The organism is Chryseobacterium hilariae, from assembly GCF_051400735.1.
In the GTDB taxonomy this organism is placed as follows: Bacteria; Bacteroidota; Bacteroidia; order Flavobacteriales; family Weeksellaceae; genus Chryseobacterium.
In genome coordinates this window covers 577,942-596,093 of sequence record NZ_JBLFFJ010000003.1, presented here as the reverse complement: position 1 = coordinate 596,093, position 18,152 = coordinate 577,942, and the positions used below count along the sequence as shown (strand labels likewise).

Genomic DNA, 18,152 nt, shown 5'->3' with positions numbered 1-18,152 from the left:
GAAATCAACTTTTATTATAACTTTAAACTAACAAATACTCCCTAAGAGAAAGTCCATTTTCTTTTGAAGACATACAGGGAATATTTTCCAGTATGAATAGTAATGGCGATCTTATCTGGTGGGCTGGAAATGCTAGTCAAACCACTTATAGGTTAGGTAACGAAATATACAGTGAAGGTAATTGGGGTGTTGGACATAGAATAAGCGTAATGGGCAATGAATCATTCGTATCAATGCAAAATACTTATGAACCAAGCTTTTTTGGAGACTTTATTGAAGGCATTAAATATTCAGACAAGAGCAATTTTTTATCTGGGTCTGCTTTAATAGGTTATACGGGTCTTCATCTAAATAAATATGAAGCTTTTTTAAGATTTGGGGCAAAAGGAGGCTCAATAAGTACTTTAAGAAATTTATCAAAAAATTTAAAAACGTTTGGAAAAGCTGGAAAGTATTTAGGTTATCTAGGTGTAGGTCTAAGTATAATAGAAGATGTTTCAGACAATAAAGTGGGTTGGGGAACTGTAGCTAAAGTTGCTTTAGGTATTGGTTTAATATATGCAGGTCCCATAGGAATAGTATATGGTATTACAGATTTGACTGTTGGAGCAATTACTGGAACTACTATTACAGACAGGATTGCTTCAGGTATAGATAATAGTAGGCTAGGAACAGATTATAATATTTTTAGCCATTTTAATAATTAATTTATGATTAAAGATTTTTTTGATTACCATTATTATAGGGTTGCAAAATTCTATTACAAAAGAGATGGAGCAGATGCTGCGACTGCATTGATAAGTGTATCAGCAGTTCAGACGTGGATTATAATTAATGTTTTATTATTTATAAAAGAGCTTTTTTTTCAAAATGAGAAACTTAAATATGGATGGATTGTTTTTCTATTTATAATGATTGGAATTCTAATTTACAACAAAAGAAAATATAAGAATAAATATTTAGAATTAAGAAATAAATGGGTTAGTGAAAAAAAGAAAGAAAAAACAGTCAATGGCTTAATAATTATTTTAACAATTATTTTTTCATGGTGTCTAATATTCATTAATTTATTTATATTAAAAAAAATACATTAAGAAATACTATTTGCTTATTATCAAACAAGATAAAACATAAAAGTTTAAACAGTAAGAGCAGCTTATACTGCTCTTACTTATTTAGTGACTAAAAGAAATTTTTGAAATGGTTAAAAAATTATTCATATCATATCAAAGATAGTAAACTGCATTAATTTATACTTTCCATTAAATTCTGTTTTCTCCGTACGCAACTTATCATTATGTTTTGTCATATCTTTGCACCATGATACGTATTACAAAAATTTTCACATTCGAGACAGCCCATGTGCTGTATAACTATGATGGGAAATGTAAAAATATGCATGGACATTCCTATAAGCTCTTTGTAACGGTAAAAGGAAGACCGGTTAATGATTTGGAAAATCCCAAAAACGGGATGGTGGTGGATTTTGGAGATATTAAAAGTATCGTAAAATCTGAAATTGTGGATGTCTGGGATCATGCAGTTCTTGTTAATGCATTGTCTCCCCATAAAGAACTGGGCGAAGACCTTGAAAATAAAGGTCACAAAGTGATCTACTGCAGCTTTCAGCCTACCTGTGAGAATATGCTGTATGCCATTGCAGCCAAAATAAAATCCAGGCTTCCGGCTGAGGTTTCTCTGGCCTATCTTAAACTTCACGAAACAGAAAACTCCTACGGAGAATGGTTTGCAGAAGACAATAAGTAACAGTATTGACCAATAAAAATTCAGACCGGTGTTAAAAACGATTATTAATTTAGAACCTGGAAAAAAAGTATATTTCGCTTCAGATCAGCATTTTGGTGCTCCTACACCGAAGGAAAGCAAAGTGCGTGAAGAGAAATTTATCCGCTGGATGGATGAGATTAAGGAAGATGCCCAGGTTTTATTTCTAATGGGTGATCTTTTTGATTTCTGGCACGAGTGGAAACATGTTATTCCTAAGGGATATGTGCGTGTTCTCGGAAAAATTGCCGAACTGAAAGACCGGGGAATTCATATCTATTTCTTTGTAGGAAACCACGATCTGTGGATGAAAGACTATCTTGAAGAAGAAATAGGATGTACCGTTTTTTACAAAAAGCAGTATTTTGAAATGGGTGGAAAACAGTTTCTGCTGGCTCATGGAGATGGTCTCGGGCCTGGTGATAAAGGCTACAAAAGAATGAAAAAACTATTCACAAACCCTGTGGCACAGTGGTTTTTTAAATGGCTTCATCCCGATATTGCCATGAAAGTGGCGCTGTATCTTTCACAGAAGAATAAAATGATCTCCGGAGAAGAGGATAAAGCATTTTTAGGAGAAGATAAAGAGTTCCTTGTTATCTATTCAAAAGAAAAGCTGAAGACTGAGAAAATTGACTATTTTATTTATGGTCACCGTCACCTTCCGATGGTGCTGGATCTTGAGCCTAAAGCAAAATATGTTAATTTGGGCGACTGGATTTCCTACTTTACCTACGGAGTCTTTGAAAAAGAATTTGAACTCAAAACCTTTGCGGACGGAACAAAAAAAATTACCCCTGAGAGAGAGGTAATTTCCGAATGAACCAAGGTCCACTCTTGTTTTTAATCCATATTCCGCATTAATAATTGCAAGAAGTTTACCAAAGTATAAGTCTCCAATTAAAAATATTTAAAAAACATAAGATTTTTATATAACTTTCTCATTATGAGATAGTAATAGTCTTAAAAAATCCTTAAAAATTGAAAAATATATTCAGCATACAGACAGAACAGCATTTCCTGGATGCATCATTGGCAGCATTTCATTACCAGTATGAAAATGTTGGGATATATAGAAAGTTCGTGGATTTTCTGAAAATAAACCCAGATGATGTTCACAGCCTGGAAAGAATTCCTTTTCTGCCGATAGAAATGTTTAAAAACCATCAGATCTTAGACAAAAATGCAGATGCTGGTCTGTTTTTTCAGAGCTCAGGAACTACACAGATCAATCTTTCAAAACATTTTATTGCAGATCCTGCAGTCTATGAAGAAAGCATCTATAAAAGCTTTGAACAGTTTATAGGAAAGCCGGAAGATTTTATTTTTCTCGGCCTGCTTCCAAGCTATCTGGAGAAGCAGAACTCTTCTCTGATTTATATGGTGGATTATCTCATGAAAAAATCCGCCAAACCTGAAAACGGATATTTTCTTTACAACCATTCCGAGCTGTTTCAGCTTTTAAACACTTTGAAAGATAAAAAAGTCATTCTTTTCGGAGTATCTTTTGCGTTGTTAGACTTCCTGGATTCCGTAGAATCTCTGGATCTTTCAGTTTCTGGATCTCAAAATCTAACGATTATTGAAACAGGAGGTATGAAAGGACGAAAAGAAGAAATGACCAAAGACGAACTGTTGAAAATTCTGCAGAGTGGCTTTAAAACTGAAAAGATTTATTCAGAGTATTCAATGACAGAACTGCTTTCGCAAGCCTATTCTCTTGGGAACAATGAATATAAGTGTCCCAACTGGATGAGGGTTTTGGTCCGGAATGCAGAAGATCCTTTTTCCTACGAGAAAGAGGGAAGAACGGGAGCGATAAATATTATAGATCTTGCCAATATCCATTCATGTTGTTTTATAGCAACACAGGATTTGGGGAAAACCCTTCCGGAAGATAAATTCCAGGTGCTTGGAAGAATAGATCATTCCGATATCCGTGGATGCAGCTTGCTGGTTTCGTAAGATCAGAATGAAACAAATAACTTCTTACTAATGGACTGGAAAAAAAGTTTCTTTTTAATGCTGATAGCTTTATCCAGCCTGTTATCAGCGCAAAAAAAGACGGAAAAGGACATATGGTCCGGAACTTATCTGGTAAATGAACTCAATAATAGAGCTTCCAGAGTTACGGATACTTTAGTGATTGCGAGAATTAAAGATGCTGATCCAAATGAAGTCCCTGCTAAAGAAAAATCCGACTTAGTCCGATGGTCTATGATCTCGAAAAAAGATGGAGGTAAGGATAAAGCTACGCTTAAGCAATTCCTGTTTGACGTAGAAAACAATCGTAATGGCTATAAAGAATTCGGCTGGACAGATTTGCATACAGCAGGGAAAATGAACTGCATTGATGGAGGACATTTTTTTATTTGCCAGACACAGCCCGGGACTTCTGTTACATTTGGAAAAGATGAAAAGTACTTTACCCAAACGGGTGTCTTTGGAATATGGCTACACTATGGGATAGTAGAGCTCCAAAAAAAGTAAAACTTAATCAAAAACTTTAATTGTAATGCTGAAAATAGAAGAGCTTGTTCATGCATATATCCATTCTCACTGTGATTTCGAAAAAGAAATCGTGCTGACAAATTATTTCCAGGCCGACTGGGAAGCGGATATGCTGTTCATAGATTCTGAAGGGTTTAGCCACGAAATTGAAATTAAGCTCTCAAAAAGTGATTTTAAAAACGATTTTAAAAAATCATATCTCAATAAAGATACCGGCGAGAAATTCCTGAAACATGATAAGATCTCTTGTGGCGACTATATCTGTAATGCCTTCAGCTTTCTGCTTCCGATGGGCCTGATAGAGCATAATCTAATCCCAGAACATTGCGGAATTATTGAGTTTTACCACAATGCAGATACCTGGGAAACTGAATTTTACCTCATACGCAAGCCCAAAAGAGTTCATGAAGATCCTTACTGGAAATTGACTGACAAAGATCTTTTTATCCGGAAAATGGCGTTGAATTTACTGCAGCGTAAAATGGAAATCAAAGGAAGGCAGGAAGAACTTATCTTCAGGAATCCTTTTGATATCAGGAAAAAATAATACGAAAAACTCCTGCATTTCTACAGGAGTTGAATATAGAAATATTAAACACGGTTATTTGTTTTTCACCATTTTTAAAGTTCCGTTTGCGCCGGTGCTGGATTTCCATTTAACAAGATAAGTGCCTCCCGGATGATTCTGGAGATCAATCGGCAGTTTATTTTGCCCAGCTCTTATATCCGTGGTATATGCTCTCACTGTTTTACCGTTAAGGTCAACTACACTTATCGAAACCGTTTCTCTGGCTACAGCCGTATAATAAAGTTCGCTTATTCCCATATCAGGATTTGATACTATAGCTGTTTTAGGCTGTGAGGTTGTCTGTTTTGATACCGTGCCACCACCGGGAACGCATATATAACATTCAAACCTGGTAACACCTATGAGATATTGATTGGGTCCTGTGCAGGTAATATCAACTCCATATCCAAACTGCCCCGGATAATAGATCATGGTAGGATCTGAAGGAATTGTAGTGTGGTCTCCAATTGCAGTTGGAAGTGGGTAATATCCGCTATATAATGTAGAGGGATTGCTAAAGCCCACTTTGCCGTATCTGATTGGGGGAGTTCCTCCGGGAAGTGTGAAAGTTACAGGAAAGTTATAAGTTCTGAATGTACTGATATCTGGAGGAAAAGGTGTAGCGACCCGTTCATTGGATCCTATTTTAATGTCAAATTTAACATCCGTATGAGCATGGCCGGGGGCATTTTCGGCAAAAATATCATTTCTGGTAACAGTAATGTTATAGGTAGGTGCGGGAGCTGTATTTTTTTGTGCATCCAATTGGTTTTGGCAAATCGATACAAAGAATAGTAAAAAGAGAAGTTTTTTCATTTTAGTTAAATTTTAAGTTATTATTTTATTCTGATTAATCTTAACTAAAGTTGAAGCTTATTATTTACCTGCCAAAAAGGTAACTAGCAAATGTGGAAGATTATCCAATAACTGTTTCTGTTCTTTTCATAAATGTAAATAGTATTCATCTCGCAAAACAAATAAATAATAAAATAGCCTGCGAAGGCATGACTTCCATTCCGAAATACCTAACTGTATGTAAAGCATTACAGCATATCTTAAATATTTCAAAACAAAAAAATCCTGTCAGATGACAGGATTTTATATAAATATGAAGATTAGTATTAATCAGTAACTTCAACAGTATCTCTCTGAAGCAGAAACTTGTAGATCAATCCTCCTACAACCCCTCCTAAAATAGGTGCTGCCCAAAACAGCCAAAGCTGAGACATTGCAAGTCCACCCGTAAAAACAGCCTGTGAAAGCGATCTTGCCGGGTTTACTGAAGTGTTGGTAATAGGAATAGAGATAAGGTGGATCAGCGTAAGAGTCAAACCAATAGCAATACCCGCAAATTTTCCGTTAGCCCACTTGTCTGTTGCTCCCAAAATAACAATAAGGAAGAAAGCTGTTAATAAAAACTCAGCGAGGAATGCTGCTCCCATGCTGAATGCTTTACCATTGTAGACTGCTTCTCCGTAGAAATTAGTGGCAAAAGCTCCTGGCTGGGAAAAATCTACAGCCCCTGAACCAGTAAGGATAACGTAAAGACATCCTGCTGCTACCAATGCTCCAAGACACTGCGCTACAATGTAAGGGATAAGATCTTTGGCAGGAAATCTGCCTCCGGCTAAAAGTCCGAAAGATACTGCCGGATTGAAATGTCCGCCAGAAATGTGTCCGACGGCATAAGCCATCGTAAGAACAGTAAGACCAAAGGCTAAAGAAACCCCTAAAAGTCCAATACCGATGTCGGGAACTCCGGCAGCAAAAACTGCACTTCCGCAGCCACCGAAAACAAGCCAGAATGTGCCGAAAAATTCAGCAAAAAGTTTTTTTATCATATGTTTATTATTAAATGTATCTCAAATGTAAAATTTAAATTTTAAAATAAAAAGATAAAACTTAAAAATCTTTTAGGATTTCTTAATATAAAATTACATATTTAGTAATTTGGTTTAATGTTTGTTGGGAATTTTTTTATAATGATTATCATCAAGTTGAATAGTATATCATAAATGTTTATCTTTCGTTTCGTAATTTAAAAGTGTGGTTAATGAGAAAGTTTTTTTGTGTAGCCTTTGTGCCCTTTATGTATAGCTTTTATTACTCGCAGGCATCAAAAAAAGCACTTCCCTGCTATGATTTGACATCGGTGCTTAAAGTAGAGCCTACCGCTCTGTACAAAACCCATCTGGATGCCTCGAAAAGTTTTAATGTAAAATTGTTGAAGGATTCCAAAACAGTACAAAAATATATAGGCAGCGGAAAATTTCATAAAATAAAAAAAAGCGGAAAAGGGTATCGGGTTCAGAAACTTGATTACAGCAGGCCTTATATGGTTTCTAAAGCCAAAGCCACCCTTGAAAAGATGGGAGCCAGGTTCAGTAAAGAAACAAAAGGTCATACTTTTACCGTTTCTTCCATTACAAGAACACTTGAAGATCAGTGCAGGCTGAGAAGAGTGAATTCTAATGCATCCTTAGGGATCAGTTCACATAATTACGGCAATTCATTTGATATTTCTTATATCAGGTTCAATGATGTATTGAAATATAATCCAAAAATGGAGGCTGCGCTGGAAAAAGTTTTAAAGTATTATGCCAATGCCGGCCGTATTTATTACATCAGGGAAAGACAGCAGAGCTGTTATCACGTCACGGTGAGGAATTATTAGCGTCGTAAGCTAATCTCAAACTGCTTTGTAATCTGAAAATTTTAACCGATTAACATTAAATTTAATTTACTAATAATAAATTTATGATACGATTATTTGTGCAGGATGTTTAGTTTGTATAATTTTATACAACTAAATAACTATGAACTTATGAATGAGAACGATTACAAGCTGGCAACCGCCGAATGGGCCAAGTGTGTGTCAGATTATCCCAGAATTGTAAATTTAATACCAACCAATTACATTTTCGAGCTTTCTTCAGAACAGATCGGAAAAATCAAAGAACATAACAAATATGTGGATGTGTGCGCTGAAGTAGGTGTGTACAACGGCAGTATGGTTCTGATTTTCCTTCCTTTGGATGCCCAGGGGCATGTGGATAAAAGTGTTACTGAATACCAGTACACTACGCTGGGCCCACTTAAATTTGATCTCAGACTGCAGGAAACAAAAGAGTTTACAGTTACTAAAAATGCAGTTCTTTCCAGTAACCTTACCAAAATAGACGGCAATACCAATACCTCAGTTCCGGTAACCGAACAGCCGGTTTTGGATCAGGATATTGCTGTAGATGCTATTGAACGCTGGAGAGATGAAGGAATGGAATGGTTTTTCCGTGAATGCAATGAGTTCGGGGGAGAAAGAGTTTTCAGAAGATTCTATATTCCTATGCAAGACCTGACTCATCCTCATCCTGAGGTTTTAGGTATTAAATGCTCTTTCGGGCTTAGACATAATGATATTTACCAGAGAATGCTGGTAACACTGATTTTTATTTCCTTCCACGAACTGTTGCAGGAAGGAACCAATGTGGTAACTATTTCAAATACCTATGATTGGGCGAAACCATGTCCGCCTGTCTGCCGTATTCCTGAAATTGGATCTTAAATACAGAGTATAAATAGGAATGACAGATTTTTTTAAAGCAATTTTATTCCTAAACTATGGCCTGCTTCTGTCCATTATATTTTTGGGAGCAGCAAAATACCGTATACTGAATACCAAAGAAAAGCAATATTTTCACTGTATTGCTTTTCTTTTTTTTATTGAATTGTTAAATTTGGCTTTGCCTTATCTTTTCAGTTTTAATGATACTTCTTTCCTGTATCCATTGTATATCGCCGGCGAATTTTTCTTGGTCACCGCTTTGTTTATCAGAAAACTGGAGCTTCCAAAATATTGTCTGGGCATTACAGCATTTCTTGCAGTTGGATTTATGGTATCGAAATATGTATATAATTACCCCTTCAACAGCGATATCGTAAAAGTAATATCAAACATCATCATTATCTGCCTTTCAGGATTTACTCTGATCAGGGAGATACGAGGCGTCTCTGCAGAGAACCGCTTTCTTCTTGTGGATGCCTGTATTTTTTTCTACTATTCAGTTTCGGTATTTATTTTTATTATCCAGCATCAGATTGCGAATCTTTCAGAAAATGAGTACTTAATTATTCTCAGTGTGAATAATATCCTGTCAAGCATTTTATACTGTTCATTTTTATATACCTTCATCAAATTAAAGAAGTAACCTTAAATATTAGCCTGCTGATCCTTATAATTGTTACCATAACAGTTATAGTGTCCTTTATTCTCTTAGCCTACAGATCTTTTATCAGCCGGATTATCAAAGAAAAGAATGCTCAACACGAAGCTGAGGTTCTCCATCAGAAAAAACTTGTGCTTGAAAATATCAAAGCACAGGAAGAGGAAAGAAAAAGAATAGCCGTTATGATTCATGATGATATTGGAAACAGGCTCAACATCCTTTCCCTTTGGCTCAACAATCTTGATACAAAAGGAGACGAAATCATCAAGAAAAAGATCTACAGCCAGATGTCGTCTCTCATTGATGCAGCCCGGAGTATTTCCCATTCCCTGTATCCAGTCAACCTAGAATCGGTAGGGTTTGTTCTCTATGTAGAAGAAATGATTGCCAACCTTTCCCATAAGATCAATATTTCTATGCGGGTAATGCCCGGATACGAGAAAAAAGATATCTTTATAGAAGTACAGCTGTACCGGATCATACAGGAATTTACCACCAATGTGATCAAACATTCTATGGCTACAGACTTATGGATCTACATCAAAGATTATCCCGTGCATATGGCCGTCGTTATTTCTGACAACGGACAGGGATTTGATTATGACCTTGTAAAAAAAGGAATGGGTATCAAAAACATAGAATCCAGAATAAAATCTATGAATGCCGTCCATAAATGGAAAAGTACCCCTAATAAAGGAAGCCGTCTAATCATTTTAATTCCAAACAACCATGAACTCCCAAATCAAAATAGCCTTAATTGATGACGAACAGCTGATCCTGGAAGGGGTGAAAATGCTGCTTTCGAATGAAAAAAATATATCCGTATGCCTTACCTCCAATAATGGTCCGGATTTTATTGAAAAACTGGGAAGCCTTTCCGAAGATGAGTTTCCCCACATAGCTCTTGTAGATGTACAGATGCAGCCTATGAACGGCTTTGAACTCGTAGAAATTCTTAAAGAAAAATATCCCGACCTCAGAATTATTATACTCTCTTCCCATTACAAAACTTCAATTTTGGGCTATATGGTGAAATTGGGAGTTTCAGCTTTTCTTCCTAAAAATTCAGACCGGAAAACATTTATCGAGGCCATTACCATGGTTTACAAAAATGGAGTTTTCTTTACAGCAGAAGACCACCAGATGCTGTTTACCTATATGAACAGCTCCACAAAAAAGAAATCTCTTTTTGAAATGGAAGACGAGCTTTCCGAACGCGAAAAAGATGTCGTAAAGCTGATTTGCCAGGAATATACCAATAATGAGATCGGAGAAAAGCTCTTCATCAGTCCCAGAACGGTAGAAAGCCACCGCCAGCGGATTTTGGAAAAAATCGGAGCCAAGAATACAGTAGGCATTGTTATTTATGCTGTTGTGAACAACATATATTCTCTTGATAAAATGTAATTCCGTAGAAATACGGAATTTTTTATTTGGTATTTTTCACGCTAGTATTGTTTTTCCTTCTTCCGTTAATTTACAAAATAAGTTTTACAGATTTCAAAGCAGAACCAGATCCAAGACGCTGTACTGGAAAACTTTCAACAATTAATGCAAAACACAGCGATGGAAAATAATACAGTATTACCTGTCGGAATTTTTTTTGACGGAACCGGAAATAACGGGATCAATGCAGGCTCACCCGATATGCCTTCAGCAAATAATGAAAGCTATAAAGGAGCCCCGACCAATGTTTATAAACTCTTCAATTTGTTCAGCGGAAACAATAAAATATATGTTGAAGGAATAGGAACACTTACTGGCGGCGAAGACAGCAATTTTGCGATGGGCACCTGCGCTAATCCTCCGGATGCACAGGGATATTCTTCCGATGATAAGCTGCAGAAAGCGAATGCATTTGTTCAGGGTTTAGTCAGTGACAGAAATGTTGACTATCATTTTTACGTCTACGGATTCAGCAGGGGAAGCATGCTGGCAAGAGAATTCTGCAACCGGGTGGTTGTAGATTATCCCACAGCAAATGTTACCATAAAGTTTTTGGGTGTTTTTGATACCGTGGAGTCCAAGCCATTTAATACTTACGATATGAGCCTGCCTCAGGAAGTGGAAAATGCCCTTCATTTATGTGCGGTTAATGAATGCAGGTTCTTTTTCCCGCTTACCGGTTTTTTTGAGAATTCAAAAAATATGCAGGACACCAAAACTGAAACGGCTGGTTCCGTTTGGAAAGAAATTTTCGTTCCCGGAGCACATGCCGATGTGGGTGGTGGCTATCTGCGGGCACCTCAATCAGTTTATATTTCTACAGATTTTATGAATGTCAGCGATTTGCAAACGTATGTTTCAAAGGTGAGAAATACAAAAACCGATGCCGAAGGAAATAAGATCTGGAATTCACTGTTGTCAGGCTTTCAGATCGAAAAAGGGGTTGTTCTCTCTCAGGCTTATGTTTCCAGAGAGTTAGTTTTCAACACACTTCCGTTTGTGTATGGCAGGATAATGCTGGAAGAAACCAATAATGCAGTGTCCGGAATTTTCAGGACAGATCTTACCCATTCAGGCCTTGAGATTGTGGATGATCCTTTTCTCGAAGACTTTTATACAGATCTTGCTGCATATGTTAAAAACTTTTCACCCGCTATGAAACCTCACTATAATTATGCAGAATTTGCAGCATATACCCATATTTCAGCCAACTTCGGATTATATCATGATGATGTATTGCAAAAATCAGCCGGTGAAATAGAAGCAGAGCTGATCAACATTGGCTTGAATGTACCCAGCAGTACGTCTGTAGACCAAGAAATTCACACCAAGTTTCTTACCGAGCTGCATCTTCCCGAAGATAGCTTTATAGCAGACTTTATGTATGGGACGAATGTTCCCAATAATGATATCTGGAGCCGCACAATAGAGATAAGGCCCTTTGCTGCAGAACAGAATTAAATGTACTTTTCAGTTTTAAATTTAGGTTGCGAAGGGGTGTCCGTCAGGGCATCCCTTTTTGCTGTATTCCAAGGCAGACACTTTTTATTTCTGGGCTATTCATTTCTTTTTCCGTACTTTTGCACCCGAAAATTCATTATTCATCACTTAATTTTTATTTAATAAAATGCTTTCGGTTCAAGGTTTAGGATTACATCATTCAGGAAACTATCTGTTTCAAAATACAAATTTCACCATTAAAAAGGATGATAAAGTGGGGCTCGTTGGAAAAAACGGAGCAGGAAAATCCACTTTACTGAAAATGCTTTCCGGAGAAATTAATTTCTATGAAGGAAGCGTTGTTCCTGAAGGAAATGTTACCATCGGCTTCTTAAAGCAGGATCTTGATTTTGTAAAAGGAAGAACCGTTTGGAATGAGACCATGCAGGCTTTTGAACAGATTAATGCATGGAAAGATGAGCTGGAACAGGTTAATCACCAACTGGCAACAAGAACTGATTACGAAAGTGATGCGTACACAGACCTGATCAACAAAATGACAGAGCTGAATGACCTTCTGATGAACCATGATGCTTACAACCTGGAAGGTGACATGGAGAAAATATTATTCGGTTTAGGTTTTAAAGCGGACGATTTCCATAAGATTACAGATGAATTTTCAGGAGGATGGAGAATGAGAATTGAGCTGGCCAAACTGCTTCTTCAGAAGAATGATATCATGCTGCTCGATGAGCCTACCAACCACCTCGATATGGAATCCATCATCTGGCTGGAAAACTTCCTGAAAGATTATCCCGGAGCCATTGTTCTGGTAAGTCACGATAAGCAGTTTATGACCGCTGTCTGCAACAGGACTTTTGATATCAACAACAGAAAAGTTGACGACTATAAAGCCAATTATTCCAAATATCTGGTTATGCGTGAAGAGCGCCGTGAAAAACTGATTCAGGCTAAGAAGAATCAGGATGCGGAGATTAAGCAGATGGAAGACAACATCAATAAGTTCCGTGCCAGTGCTACCAAAGCATCTTTCGCGCAGTCGCTTATTAAGAAATTAGATAAAATTGAACGTATTGAAGTGGATAACGAAGACGTTTCAAAATTCAATATCCGTTTCGTACAGTCTATGGTTCCCGGAAAAGTTATTTTTGAGGCCAATCACTTAGGGAAAGCTTACGGAAAAAAACAGATTTTTGATGATGTAGATTTTATTGTTCAGAGAGGAGACAGAATTGCTCTTTTAGGACAGAACGGACAGGGAAAAACAACCTTGGCTAAAATTCTTGCCGGAGATATTAAAGATTATACAGGGACATGGAACTTGGGCCACAATGTAAACATCGGATACTTTGCCCAAAACCAGGAAGAAGTACTGACTCCGAATAAAACAGTTCTGGAAGAAGCTGAAGATGCAGCAACGGAAGAAACCAGACCTAGGGTAAGAGATCTTTTAGGATCTTTCCTTTTCCAGGGAGAAGCGGTAACCAAGAAAACAAAGGTACTTTCCGGAGGAGAAAGAAACCGTCTGGCTCTTTGTAAATTGTTGCTTCGTCCATTCAATACGTTGATTATGGATGAGCCTACCAACCACCTGGATATTCAGTCTAAAGAGATCATTAAACTGGCTTTACAGAATTTTGAAGGGACGCTGATCGTAATTTCTCACGACAGGGAATTCCTGGACGGGCTTTGTGATAAAATTTATGAATTCCGTGACGGAAGAATGAAAGAATTCCTTGGAAGTGTTGGTGAATACCTTGAATACAGACAAAAAGAGACGCTTAGGGAAATATCTGCTGAAAAAGCAAAACTTCACAGCGATGATGTGAAAGTTGAGGTAAAACCAGCTCCGAAAGAAGTGAAGGTGGAAGAAAAATCCTCAACCATTGTAAGTAAAGAACAAAAAAATATCCAGAATAAATTAAAGAAAGTAGAAGAGAAAATTTCTGAGCTTGAAACTGAAATTGAAAAAATGGAAGCTTCATTCACAAAAGAAAACCCTTCTGAAGAAACCTTAGAAAGATACAATAAAACTAAAGAAGAACTGGAAGTTGCTCTACAGGAATGGGAGCATTTGGGTTCTCAGCTGGTTTAATTTTTGAATTAAAATATTACAAATCCTTCGATTTTGCTCACGATGACATTGCTAATACTAATCTAAACGAACGGTATTTTTTTAACAGTGTCGTCCTGATCGGAGTCGAAGGATTTTAGTAAAAAAAACAAACGCATTCGCCCAGGCATAAGTTTGTAACAAAAACACACTTTCACCGACGTATTGAATAGTTTTACTAAAACTTAATTCAAAACTTAAATTATTTTTATAATTTTACAAGATGATTTTTAAGGAAAGCAGAAATCTGAAGAACTTTATCTCCAAACTTTTGTTTGGGATATACTTCATTGCGCTGTTTTCCCAAAGCTTTCACCATCACGATACTGTCGATTACTTTAAGAATTTCAATCTTAAAAAGACAGAAAATACGATGTCTAAAACTTCAGCTAAAGAAAAGCCGGGCGACTGTCTGGCATGTCATTTCTTAGCTAACGGGCATACATTGGTTCCTGAAGAATTCAGCTTTTCCTTCGAGCATTTTACTCACGAAGTAAAACAGGTTATTGCTGTTCAGGAAAAAATATGGTCTCAGACCAAATTCACTTTTCAGCTCCGGGGACCTCCCGCAGTTGCATAAATCATAGATTTTTTTATTGACTTTAATTAGATTTAAAGTTCAATACTTTGGGTTAAAACTAATGGCTGATAGATGCCGGTTTCGGGTTTTACCGAATTCGCAATACGGAATTCTGTTTTTGGGATTGATGTTTAAGATCAGAGATGGAAGAGGGAAGAGAAGTCTCTGAAATCCTAAGCGGAAAAACCTTCATGACAGATTCGGAATGTGAAATTTGGGCTTGAGAGTATATGAGAGTGGAATTAGTTACTTGTTATGAGTAGCTGAAATTTACTTCAAAAGACTTCATATCTCTATTCTTATGTCTGAAATCCGAAATCTCATCACTTACCATATCAGCCATTACTACATTTTACTTTTATAATTTAAAATCAGCCCTTTCAATAAAATTTTACGAAAAAATGTACCTGCAACGGTACACAATCAATCTATTGACAATGAAATTGATATATAGTCTCATGTTGGTTCTATGTGGACTGACATTGATAAATGCACAAAAAACGTATACTGTAGAAGGAACTGTTCAGGATTTTCATGATAAAACGGCGTTAGAAAATGCAGTGGTGAAGATCGGGGGATTTACTGCCAAAACAGATCATGCAGGTAAGTTTACGTTGAATAAAATTCCTGCGGGAAAATATACACTCATTGCGAAGCATCCTGATTGTAATGATTATACTGAAAATATAGGAGTTAATCAGGATTTGCACATTGCTATTACTTTAGAGCATCATGTCGGTGATATTGAAACCGTTACCCTGCACGGAAGCCACAGAAATAAAGGTTCTGTAGTACTGAAAACACTGGACAAAACCGAAATAGAAAGAAATTCCACAGAAAATCTGGGGAACCTCCTTTCTATGATCTCAGGAGTCGCAGTACTAAAGACAGGAAATAATATTACAAAACCTGTAATCCACGGGATGTACGGAAGCCGTATTTCTATTATGAATAACGGCGTGAAGATGGCAGAACAGGAATGGGGTGCGGAACATGCCCCGAATGTAGATGTGAATGATTTTGAACATATCGATGTTATTAAAGGAGCATCGGCATTAAAATATGGAAACGATGGAGTAGCGGGTGTAGTCCTGCTGGAGCCGGCTATACCTCCGAAAAAAGATACCATTATGGGAAACCTGAAGCTTTCAGGGATTTCTAACGGAAGAGGAGGTGAAATTGCAGCGAATGTCCTTAAATCATGGGAAAGCGAATGGTTTGTAAAAGCTGGAGGAAGCTATAAAAAAACAGGTGATCTTTATATTCCCCACCATACCCTTCAGAATACCGGAGCAGAAGTGAATTCTTTTAACTTTTCTTTTGGTAATCATGGTTTTATGCAGGGATTTGATGTTTCCTACAGCGGGATTAATCAGGAGTTCGGAATCTATAAAGGGGCGCATCTGGGCAATAATTATGATGCTTATATGGCGATCAATTTCGGACAGCCGTATTTCCTGGACGATTTCAGCTATGATATTACCAATCCCAAACAGGATGTAGAACATCATATTGTAAAGCTTTCTGCTTACAAACGTTTTGCTGATTTTGGAAAACTTACCTTCCAGTACAGCTTTCAGTTAAACAGACGTAAAGAATATGATATCAGAAGGGGAGAGCTGAATGATGTTCCTTCAATGGATTTGAGACTGATCACGCATACAGCAAGCCTTACGCATCTCATAGAGCGTGCAGGCTGGAGTCTGGAAAGCGGGATTTCTGCAGGATATCAGGATAATTATCCCAATCCTGCTACTAAAGCAAGAAGATTGATTCCTGATTACTACAGATATGATGCAGGAGCTTTTTCCGTATTTAAATACCGTTTCAGCCCAAAACTGAATGCTGAAGCCGGTGTGAGATATGATTTCAGCAGATATGATTCTTATAAATATTATGACGGATCGGAATGGGAAGAAAAATATGCTTCAGTTTTTCCACAGTTTTATGTTCAGAAAAATGATAGCAGGATATTGGCCCGTCCTATCTTTGATTACCATAATTTCTCTGCCAATATCGGGTTGAATTATCAGCCTTCCAGGGATTTCGATATTAAGTTTAATTTTTCGAGGATGAGCAGAACACCGAACCCGGCGGAATTATTTGCTGACGGGCTTCACCATTCTGCGGCGATCATTGAAAAAGGAGATTTAAGAATCAAAAAAGAAGAGATCTATAATGCCAATCTTTCTCTTACCGGACGTTTTGATGTTTTGAAAGGTCTTCAGGTGGAAGCCAATCCGTACATTATGTTCTCGGACAGTTTTATCAACCAGATGCCGGTAGGCTTCCAGTCGACCAACAGAGGAAGTTTTGCCATCTGGGAATACCAGCAGGTAAAGGCAAGGATTTATGGAATTGATGCAGACGCTCAGCTTAAAATTCTTGACAATCTGAAATGGACGACCAGTTTCAGTGCGCTAAAGGGTGAGGACCTGACGAAGAATGAACCGCTTATTCTGATGATGCCAGCGAATCTTAGAAATTCTATTGAGCTGAACCTGAATAAGCCTTCCAATTTCTATATAAGACTGGAAAACGAAAATGTTTTCAAACAGAACCGCTTCCCGATCAGAGATCAGAGCGTACAGTTTATCCAGGATGGCGAGCTGCTTACAAGAGTTATTGATTACAGCTCTACTCCGGCTGCGTTCTCCATATTTCATGCGTCTGTGGGAGCAGACCTTTTCAGGAACCTGAATCTGAATTTCAGGATCAACAATATATTTAATAAAGAGTACAGGGAATATCTGAACAGATTGAGATATTATATGCCTGAAGCCGGAAGAAATTTCGTGGTTACTCTTAAATACAATTTCTAATTATTATTAATGCTTAAAATTTAAATTAAAATGAAAAAAATATTAAACATAACACTCTTATTATTAGCTGCAGTTTTATTATTCTCTTGTAGAAATGATGACAACACTGATATTCCGGAAGATATCCATGAGCACGAAGAGATTTCAAAACTTCAGGTGACTGTCGAAGATAATGCAGGAGGAACTCCACAAATTATTAACTATATCGGAGGAGTGGCAGATAAAAAAATAATTTTGCAGAACGGAAAAACCTACAATGTAAGCCTGGACTTCCAGACTGCTCATGGTGATCATTTTCACAGTGCCAATGATGAGATCATCGAAGAGAAAGATGAACATTTCATTACTTACAAATTTGCAGGTGTTGATGTAAATGTAAAAAGAGCAGCTGATGATATTGTAAGAACAGACGGAAATAAATTAGGCCTTAAAACAGTTTGGACGGTTACCAATGCACCTTCCAATGCTACAGCCAACATTAAACTGATCCATGCACCAAGTGCTGTAAACCAGAATTCACCTTCTGCAGATAACCAACAGGGAACCACCACAGGAGGCGAAAGTGATGTAGATGCACTCATAGGTGTTCAATAATAAATTCTTCATATCAAATGATAAAACCGCTGAGATTTTCAGCGGTTTT

19 protein-coding genes are annotated in these 18,152 nt (G+C 37.2%); 17 read left to right on the top strand and 2 right to left on the bottom strand.

Going from position 1 to position 18,152, the window contains the following annotated elements; genetic code table 11:
• Positions 1-92 precede the first annotated feature (92 nt).
• From ACMGDK_RS12520 to ACMGDK_RS12490, 7 genes are all read left to right on the top strand, one after another.
• Positions 93-707: a hypothetical protein gene (locus ACMGDK_RS12520; protein ID WP_436808258.1), complete on the top strand. Its 615-nt coding sequence runs from the start codon at positions 93-95 to the stop codon at positions 705-707.
• 3 nt (positions 708-710) lie between these two features.
• Entirely contained in the window at positions 711-1,094 is a 384-nt protein-coding gene (locus tag ACMGDK_RS12515; RefSeq protein WP_436808257.1) for a hypothetical protein, read from the top strand.
• A 226-nt stretch (positions 1,095-1,320) separates the two neighbouring features.
• Positions 1,321-1,767 (top strand): 6-pyruvoyl trahydropterin synthase family protein, encoded by a 447-nt coding sequence (locus ACMGDK_RS12510; protein WP_306843169.1) that lies wholly within the window; start codon positions 1,321-1,323, stop codon positions 1,765-1,767.
• A gap of 28 nt (positions 1,768-1,795) precedes the next feature.
• Positions 1,796-2,608 (top strand): UDP-2,3-diacylglucosamine diphosphatase, encoded by an 813-nt coding sequence (locus ACMGDK_RS12505; RefSeq protein ID WP_436808256.1) that lies wholly within the window; start codon positions 1,796-1,798, stop codon positions 2,606-2,608.
• A gap of 158 nt (positions 2,609-2,766) precedes the next feature.
• Positions 2,767-3,750: a LuxE/PaaK family acyltransferase gene (locus ACMGDK_RS12500; RefSeq protein ID WP_436808255.1), complete on the top strand. Its 984-nt coding sequence runs from the start codon at positions 2,767-2,769 to the stop codon at positions 3,748-3,750.
• 30 nt (positions 3,751-3,780) lie between these two features.
• A complete protein-coding gene (locus ACMGDK_RS12495) occupies positions 3,781-4,275 on the top strand; it encodes a phosphate ABC transporter permease (protein ID WP_436808254.1) in 495 nt (164 codons plus the stop codon).
• A 25-nt stretch (positions 4,276-4,300) separates the two neighbouring features.
• The gene (locus tag ACMGDK_RS12490; protein WP_436808253.1) at positions 4,301-4,843 is read left to right on the top strand and encodes a hypothetical protein; all 543 of its coding nucleotides are present in this window, start codon (positions 4,301-4,303) and stop codon (positions 4,841-4,843) included.
• Between the two features lie 54 nt (positions 4,844-4,897).
• Here ACMGDK_RS12490 and ACMGDK_RS12485 read toward each other — a convergent pair whose 3' ends face one another.
• Positions 4,898-5,680 carry a T9SS type A sorting domain-containing protein gene (locus tag ACMGDK_RS12485; protein ID WP_436808252.1) on the bottom strand — a complete coding sequence of 261 codons (783 nt, stop codon included), beginning with the start codon at positions 5,678-5,680 and terminating at the stop codon, positions 4,898-4,900.
• 305 nt (positions 5,681-5,985) lie between these two features.
• Positions 5,986-6,702, bottom strand: a complete 717-nt coding sequence (gene aqpZ / locus ACMGDK_RS12480; protein ID WP_436808269.1) for an aquaporin Z — start codon at positions 6,700-6,702, stop codon at positions 5,986-5,988.
• A gap of 215 nt (positions 6,703-6,917) precedes the next feature.
• Here aqpZ and ACMGDK_RS12475 point away from each other — a divergent pair, with 215 nt between their 5' ends.
• From ACMGDK_RS12475 to ACMGDK_RS12430, 10 genes are all read left to right on the top strand, one after another.
• Positions 6,918-7,538: a DUF5715 family protein gene (locus tag ACMGDK_RS12475; RefSeq protein WP_436808251.1), complete on the top strand. Its 621-nt coding sequence runs from the start codon at positions 6,918-6,920 to the stop codon at positions 7,536-7,538.
• 150 nt (positions 7,539-7,688) lie between these two features.
• Positions 7,689-8,426 (top strand): hypothetical protein, encoded by a 738-nt coding sequence (locus ACMGDK_RS12470; protein ID WP_436808250.1) that lies wholly within the window; start codon positions 7,689-7,691, stop codon positions 8,424-8,426.
• Positions 8,427-8,445: 19 nt separating this feature from the next.
• The gene (locus ACMGDK_RS12465; protein WP_436808249.1) at positions 8,446-9,069 is read left to right on the top strand and encodes a hypothetical protein; all 624 of its coding nucleotides are present in this window, start codon (positions 8,446-8,448) and stop codon (positions 9,067-9,069) included.
• 50 nt (positions 9,070-9,119) lie between these two features.
• Positions 9,120-9,848 carry a sensor histidine kinase gene (locus tag ACMGDK_RS12460; RefSeq protein ID WP_436808248.1) on the top strand — a complete coding sequence of 243 codons (729 nt, stop codon included), beginning with the start codon at positions 9,120-9,122 and terminating at the stop codon, positions 9,846-9,848.
• Positions 9,817-10,494: a response regulator transcription factor gene (locus ACMGDK_RS12455; protein WP_436808247.1), complete on the top strand. Its 678-nt coding sequence runs from the start codon at positions 9,817-9,819 to the stop codon at positions 10,492-10,494. The genes ACMGDK_RS12460 and ACMGDK_RS12455 overlap by 32 nt, the downstream gene beginning before the upstream one ends.
• Positions 10,495-10,653: 159 nt before the next feature.
• Positions 10,654-11,994: a T6SS phospholipase effector Tle1-like catalytic domain-containing protein gene (locus tag ACMGDK_RS12450; RefSeq protein WP_436808246.1), complete on the top strand. Its 1,341-nt coding sequence runs from the start codon at positions 10,654-10,656 to the stop codon at positions 11,992-11,994.
• 166 nt (positions 11,995-12,160) lie between these two features.
• Positions 12,161-14,089 (top strand): ABC-F family ATP-binding cassette domain-containing protein, encoded by a 1,929-nt coding sequence (locus tag ACMGDK_RS12445; RefSeq protein ID WP_436808245.1) that lies wholly within the window; start codon positions 12,161-12,163, stop codon positions 14,087-14,089.
• Positions 14,090-14,330: 241 nt separating this feature from the next.
• The gene (locus tag ACMGDK_RS12440; RefSeq protein WP_436808244.1) at positions 14,331-14,687 is read left to right on the top strand and encodes a hypothetical protein; all 357 of its coding nucleotides are present in this window, start codon (positions 14,331-14,333) and stop codon (positions 14,685-14,687) included.
• Between the two features lie 458 nt (positions 14,688-15,145).
• Positions 15,146-17,509: a TonB-dependent receptor gene (locus tag ACMGDK_RS12435; protein WP_436808243.1), complete on the top strand. Its 2,364-nt coding sequence runs from the start codon at positions 15,146-15,148 to the stop codon at positions 17,507-17,509.
• A 30-nt stretch (positions 17,510-17,539) separates the two neighbouring features.
• On the top strand, positions 17,540-18,103 hold the full coding sequence (locus tag ACMGDK_RS12430) for a hypothetical protein (protein WP_436808242.1): 564 nt from the start codon (positions 17,540-17,542) through the stop codon (positions 18,101-18,103).
• Positions 18,104-18,152 lie beyond the last annotated feature (49 nt).